5 protein-coding genes are annotated in these 6,350 nt (G+C 72.4%); all 5 read right to left on the reverse strand.

The window, feature by feature from the left end; translation table 11 throughout:
* Positions 1–410: 410 nt before the first annotated feature.
* The gene (locus HYE82_RS32945; RefSeq protein ID WP_179177882.1) at positions 411–764 is read right to left on the reverse strand and encodes a hypothetical protein; all 354 of its coding nucleotides are present in this window, start codon (positions 762–764) and stop codon (positions 411–413) included.
* Positions 765–1,041: 277 nt separating this feature from the next.
* A complete protein-coding gene (locus tag HYE82_RS32950; RefSeq protein WP_179177883.1) occupies positions 1,042–1,512 on the reverse strand; it encodes a hypothetical protein in 471 nt (156 codons plus the stop codon).
* 4 nt (positions 1,513–1,516) lie between these two features.
* Positions 1,517–3,205, reverse strand: coding sequence for a type IV secretory system conjugative DNA transfer family protein (locus tag HYE82_RS32955; protein WP_309144530.1), 1,689 nt, complete (start codon positions 3,203–3,205; stop codon positions 1,517–1,519).
* Between the two features lies 1 nt (position 3,206).
* Positions 3,207–4,769, reverse strand: a complete 1,563-nt coding sequence (locus tag HYE82_RS32960) for a type VI secretion protein (protein ID WP_179177884.1) — start codon at positions 4,767–4,769, stop codon at positions 3,207–3,209.
* Positions 4,769–6,295 (reverse strand): SCO6880 family protein, encoded by a 1,527-nt coding sequence (locus tag HYE82_RS32965; protein WP_179177885.1) that lies wholly within the window; start codon positions 6,293–6,295, stop codon positions 4,769–4,771. The genes HYE82_RS32960 and HYE82_RS32965 overlap by 1 nt, the downstream gene beginning before the upstream one ends.
* Between the last annotated feature and the right edge of the window lie 55 nt (positions 6,296–6,350).

A 6,350-nucleotide genomic window follows, 5' to 3' on the forward strand; every position in this document is an offset into this window, starting at 1 on the left:
GACACGGCCTGCTGCGGGGCGGCGGTCGGGGCGGCCATCGCGGTGGCGGGGAGGGCGATACCGCCGCCCACGAGGGCCGCGGAGGCGCCGGCCAGGACGATGCGACGGGTCCAAATGCGCTCGAACATGTGAATTCTCCACTCGGTTTGGAAAAGGGTTTTTGTGAGTCGCCCCCGTGGGGGGCGCGGGCCGGGGATTTTGTTTCCGGCCCCGTCTCTTCCGGGGTTTCCCGGTGAGGGCGTACTTCCAATAAACCCGACGGGTGGAGGGGCGTCACGACACTCGAACGCGTGGCTTGACGGAAATGACCGGTCTTGGTAAAAGGCTGTGCCCGGCCGGACCCGGACGGCGGAGTTCGTTCGCCTGGCCGTGGAACACCGACGACCCCGAGCAGCCGCGGCTCGGGCCGCTCAGCGGAACTCGTGGACGACCTCGATCCTGCCGACGATGTGGGCGTTGAACGCGTCCAGTTCCTCGGCCGGCACCCACAACTCGAGGATCGTCCGCCCGCCGGCCTGTTGTACCGGATACCGGCTCAGGAAGGCCGACTCGACCTCGAAGCGGGTGACGAAGCCGACGCCGCTGTGGGGCACGTTCCAGTCCCTCGCGATCTTCACTGCGTAGTCCTCGTCGAGCACCGGGTAGAAGATCGGCTGCTCCGGCAGCCGGGGCGGCCAGGCACGCCAGTCCAGCTCCCGGACCAGCTCCAGCTCCTCGGGGCCGGTGGGGCGCCACAGGGTCGTCGTCGCTCGCTGGTCGGTCATGGGGATCGCTCTCCGAACATGCCGTGCCGCCGATGCGGCCCGGCCGGGACCCCAGACCGTACGGCAGCCACGGGCGCAGCCGCCACGCACTTTCCGTACGCCGTCCGGCCCCTGACCGGCGGCCGGCCGCGGGCGGAACCGTTTGAAGGCGGGCAGCGCGCCTCAGCCGAAGCAGCCCCTGTGGGAACCGTCGGTTTCCGCTTCAGCGGACGGCGAGAAGAAGCATGAAGGACCGGCTCCGCTTGTCCCGCGTCACCCAGCGATGGTCCCCGCGGTGTCACAGCGGTTTGCCGCTCGGTGTCGTCGGCGCGGTGGTGGCACTGCGGAGGTAGAGGGCGAAGTCCGCGTCGGCGCCGGCCGGGTGGGGTGTGCGGGGCGGCGGGTCGTGGTGGGTGCCGGCCGCGCAGGAGGGGAGCTGCAGGCGCGGCATGAAGGCGTACAGGGTGTGGATCCAGTCCGCTTCGACGAGTTCGCGGACCGGCTCGGTCTCTCCCGTGTAGGTGCGCGTCCAGCCGGTGTAGAGGGCCGTGAGGTGTTCGACGACCGGCTGATGCCGGTACCAGCAGTGGGTGATGACGTTGTGCAGCTCGAACGTGGTGCGGAGCCAGTCGACCCAGGCGGCCAGTTCGCGCATCCGGATCCGGCGCTCGTCCGGGTCCATGGCCGCCCATACCCACCGCTGCGGTTCCCTTTGCGGAGCCCCGGGCGGGGCCGGCCACAGGTCCGCGGGGTTGAGGTCGGTCGTCATCGGATCACTTCCCGCGGGTGGTCGTCGTGGGCTCTGTCAGTAGTTTTCTGAGGTCTTTGTCGCGGAAGGTGAGGCGCATGCGGACCTTGATCGGCGGGAGGTTGGCGTACTGGGCGATGGCGGTGAAGTCGGGGAGCTGCTGGAGGGAGTGGACGGGGGCGAGGTCGGTCTCGACGGCCTGGGTGTTGGTGGAGTGCTCTCCGCGGGAGCGGCTGTGGCTGGTCTTCAGGACCTCGGTGCGGCCGTAGAGGCCGGAGAAGTAGCGCAGGGTCTCCAGGTCGCCGCAGCCGGGCAGGAGCATGCGCAGCCCGGACGCGGACAGGACCGTGTTGGCCTTCTGTACGCCGAGGGATTCGCGGAGCTGGGAGAGGTCGTGCCAGACCGTGAGGAGGACGATGCCCATGCCGCGGCCGGTGGTGAGGATGTTGGGCAGGCGCGGGTAGCGCAGCATGTTGCCGGCTTCGTCGACGAAGACGCCGACGGCGGGGTCGATGGCCTGGCCGTAGCGGTGGTAGCGGGTCTCGGCGGCGTGGACGGCGCCGGCGATCAGGGAGCTGATCAGCGGGGCGAACCGGTCGGCGTCGGCCTCGGATGCGATGATGCAGATCGTGCCGCGCTGGTCGAGCCAGTCCTCGAACGCGAAGTCGGAGCGGGCACAGGTCTCGCGGACCTCCTCGTCGGCGAAGACACGGGCCAGGACGTTGAGGCTGAACTGGATGGAGCCGACGCCGTCCTCGTGCAGGCGCAGCCACGGGGAGGCGTAGTCGTCGGCGACGTCGGTGTATCCGTGGGCGAGGAGGACGGCGCGGACGTGGTCGACGGCGTCCTTGCCGAGGGTGATCCACCGGCGCATGTCGCCGATGCCGCCGCCGGAGAGGCGGGCGGCCAGCAGGATGCCCTTCAGGACGCTCTTGGCCTGGTCGATCCAGGGTGCGGCGCGTTCGTCGCCGGCGGAGGAGGAGGCCTCGGCGAGCCAGGCCGCCATGCGGTCGGCGGCCTTGGCGTCCGTGCAGTACTCCACCGGGGACCAGCGGTCGGTGTCCCGGCCCGGGAGCCCGGCCGGGGCGATCACCCACACCGGCCCGAACCAGCGGCGGCGGGCGTGGATGATGTCGAGGTCGGCCGCCTTGGTGGTGGTGACCACCAGCGGGCCCTGCCACTCGGCGGCGTTGGGCAGGACCAGCCCCGTGGTCTTCGACGAACCCGGAACGCCGAAGACGGTTGCGGAGATGTGGGGTTGTGCCGCCACCACCCTCTTCGTGCCCATGCCCCGCCCGGCCGTGATCCGGTTGGTGCGCCGACCGGGATCGTCGTGGGCGGCCATTTTCCTCTCGACCTTCGCCCCGCCCCACTGGGCGCCGCCCCCGCGGCCGCCGAACCCGGAGAAGCGGCCGGCCGCCTCAACGATGGCCACGCCCAGCGTCAGCACCAGCAGGATCAGCAGGACCGTCAGGGCGTGGAAGAGCCAGGTGGGCGGCGCCGGCCGGTAGACCGCGGCCGGCCCCTTCGCCAGGGCGAGGACCACGGTCACGGGGATGCCGCGGGCGCTGTGCGCCCACCCGCCGCCCGAGAGGAGAGAGGCCAGGGGCGCGGCGAGGAGGACGGAACCGCCGACGGCGACGGCCGCACCCGCCCCGTACGCCGCCAGCAAGCTGTGGTCGTCCAGCCCCGCGGCGGGCCCGCGCCGGGCCACGTCAGATCACCATCTTCTCGTCGGTCTCGAAGAGGCGCTCCTCGGTGCGGGAGAGGACGAGCTGTACGGCGTGGGATCCGCCGCCGCGGCCGACCTTCCACAGGGCGCGGCCGCGCTGGCCCGCGCCCCAGGAGCCGATGAGGGCGCATTCGGAGTCGGTCAGGCCGATGGCCTCGCGGGTCATCTGGAGGGGGCGGGTGTCCTGGGCGAGCTGGATGCGGGTCTCGCAGGAGGCGATCAGGTCGCGGGCGATCGCGACGGCCTCCGACCCGGCGGCGCCGACCGACTCGAAGTCCGACAGGCGGTGGGTGGCCAGGACCTGGATGGTGCCGGTGGCCCGGGACAGGCGCAGGTCGGCGTCGATCTTCTTGACCATCGTGGCCCCGCCGGAGCGCATCTGCCGCCACAGTTCGTCGCGTACGACGATCCACGGGCGCTGCCCCGGCTGGTCGATCGCCGACTGGGCCCACGTGGAGACGCAGGAGAGCACCATGGCGACCGTCTCGTCGCCGTATTCCTGCAGGGCGGAGATGTCGACGGACTGGATGGGTGCGTCCCAGTCCAGGCCGATGGAGGTCTCCTCGTCGAAGAGGCCGCCGAGGTGGCCGCTGACCATGGCGCCGAGGGCGGAGCGGATGGGTGCCATCGCCTCACGTGCCCGCTGGATGTCCCCGTCGCGGATGCGGAGCTCGCGGGCCATGGCGTCGGTGGGGTCGCGCAGCCGGTCGTAGACCAGGGGGAGGGTGGGGACGGCCAGGCGGGTGGCGCCGGCGCCGTGCAGTTCGCCGGTCACCTCCCGGACGGCGACGTCCAGGGCCTCCTCCTCCTGCGGGTCCAGGGTCCGCCGGAGTTGGAGTTCGAGGAGGGCCTTGAGGAGGGTCAGGCGGCGGCGGTGGATCTCCGTGAGCCGTCCGCGCAGCTCTGCCTCGTCTTTCACGAGGTCCAGGCCTGCACCGAGGGGGCCGGCATCGAGGGGGTTGAGGCGGCCGGGCAGGCCCGGGCCGAGCCGCACGGGCTCCACACCGAGGTGCTCGCACAGGGCCGCGTACTCGCCCTTCACGTCGCCGGCGATGAGGGTGCGGTGCCCGAACGCCATCAGCCGCAGGGCGAGCGCCTTCACGTGCGCCGACTTACCCGAGCCCGGGATGCCTGTGATCATCACGTTCGGGTTGGTGCACAGGCCCTCCTTGACCCACACCGCGGGGTGGGCGCTGAACGCTTGCATGGTGAGGGTGTTCTGGCCGATGTAGGCGCCTATCGGCGGCAGGCTGCCGGCGTGCAGGAACGGGTACAGCCCGGCGACGTTCGCCGTGTCCGCGCGGACGATCTCGCCGCGCGGCACTGCTGCGGCCCGGCCGGCGAAGGGCAGGGTCCAGCCCTTCTTCGGTGCGACCCGCATCGATGTCTCGGGGTCTTCGAGGAGGCGGGCGCGGCGCAGCTCGCGCGCCGTCGGCTGCACGGGCACGGGCGTGGGCGGGCGTTCGGCGAGGCCGACGGCCTCGTCGATGCCCATGGCCTCCAGGAGGGTGTCGCCAGCGGGGCGGCGGCGGGAGAACAGGCCCATCAGAATCCCATCCGGCGGTCGGGCAGGCCCTGGCCGAGCGGTAGGGCGCCGGTGGCGAAGCCGGTGTCCTGGGCACCCCACATGCGCCGCACCTCCAGTCCGGAGGCTGCGGCGTCGGCCTGGAGTTCTGCGCAGGCCGTCTCCATCTCGTCGAAGTCGGTGACGGTGACGGTCAGGACGGCGGTCATGCGGACGACGCCCTGGCCTGCGGCGCGGGCGGCGTCCTGGGCGCGGGCGACGGCTTCCTCGCGGCGCTCGTCCTCGCTCTCGTCCCGCCCCGTCTTGGCCCGCAGGTGCCGGGCGGAGGACCGCTTGGCCTTGTCACGGGCCAGCTCCTGCCGGGCCCGGCGCGGCCCGATCGGCTCGTACAGCATGGTCAGCGAACGGCGGGCGTTCTGCCGGGGGCGCAGCAGCGGCTGCAGCACGGTCGCGTACACCTCCGACTGCGGCCACGTACGGACCTGGTACGACACCGACCACGCCCCGTCGTGCCGGTAGACGCCCCACCCCGTCTCCGCCGCGGCCGGCCCGGCGAGGTCGGGGTCGAGACCCGGGGCCGTCCCCGCCCAGCCGGGCAGTTCGGCCCCCGCCTTGCGGGCGGCCAGCATCTGCTGCGCGTCCGGGTCATAGGCGGTCCGCACGGTCTGGGCGACCATGCGCGGCGACAGCCACTCCACGACCTGGAGGCTGGCCGTGGAAAGGGCTTGTCCCATCGCGTGGAGTTCGCGTACGAGGACGGCGGCGGCACCGGTCTGCCCGCCGCCCGCGCCCTTCACGGCCAAGCGGGCTCGGGACGCGGACAGGGTGACCGTCAGGTACGTCTCGCGGGCGGTGGCGGCCGGTCCGGCGCTGTCCATCAGCTCCGACAGGACGGTGACGGCCGCGTCGGGGGCGTCCGCGCTGATGTGGCGGGCGGTCCAGCCGGCCAGGGCGGCGCCGTCGTCGGGCAGGCACCGCTGGTGCACGGCGATACGGGTCAGCGGCGAGTCCTCGGTGCAGTACGTACGCAGGAACGCGGCCCAGGCGGCGACGCGGGCGGCCTGCTGGTCGGTGTCGACGAGGGCCAGGCCGGGGAAGGTGATGCGGGCGATCGCGCTGTACGTCCCGGCGGCGGGGTCGTGGACGACGCCGAGCTGTCCGCCCAGCCCGTCGGGGGCGTCGAGGATCCGCAGGCGGGCCAGGGTGCCGGGCAGGTCCATCGGCTGTCGGCCCGTCGCCGCGGAGCGGGGCGCGAACGCGCCGGAGAAGAACAGGTTCCGTCGGGTAGCCACAGAGATCTGGTGCCTTACTGCGAGAGAGATCCATTCGTCGGCGCTCAGCCCCATGACCTGCCCGAAGGCCAGGGCCAGCAGGAAAAGCGACAGGGGCAGGCACAGGAACGCGCTCTGCCAGCCGACGTTGAAAGGCAGGGTCGCGATCAGGGCGGCGGCCGCCACCATGCCGAAGCCGGGGCCGGACAGGCGGCCCATGAAGCCGGTGGTCTCGGACTGCCACCCTGAATAGGAAACGGGCTGTGACACGGTCATCCCTTGGGGGCGGCGGAGCCGGGTGCGAGGCGATGAGGGGGAGGGGAGAGGGAAG

Source organism: Streptomyces sp. BR123 (assembly GCF_013401435.1).
Taxonomy (GTDB): Bacteria; Actinomycetota; Actinomycetes; order Streptomycetales; family Streptomycetaceae; genus Streptomyces.

Coding starts and splice junctions, on each gene's coding strand:
- HYE82_RS32945 (WP_179177882.1), bottom strand. CDS start 764: ATGACCGACCAGCGAGCGACGACGACCCTGTGGCGCCCCACCGGCCCC.
- HYE82_RS32960 (WP_179177884.1), bottom strand. CDS start 4,769: ATGGGCCTGTTCTCCCGCCGCCGCCCCGCTGGCGACACCCTCCTGGAG.
- HYE82_RS32965 (WP_179177885.1), bottom strand. CDS start 6,295: ATGACCGTGTCACAGCCCGTTTCCTATTCAGGGTGGCAGTCCGAGACC.
- HYE82_RS32950 (WP_179177883.1), bottom strand. CDS start 1,512: ATGACGACCGACCTCAACCCCGCGGACCTGTGGCCGGCCCCGCCCGGG.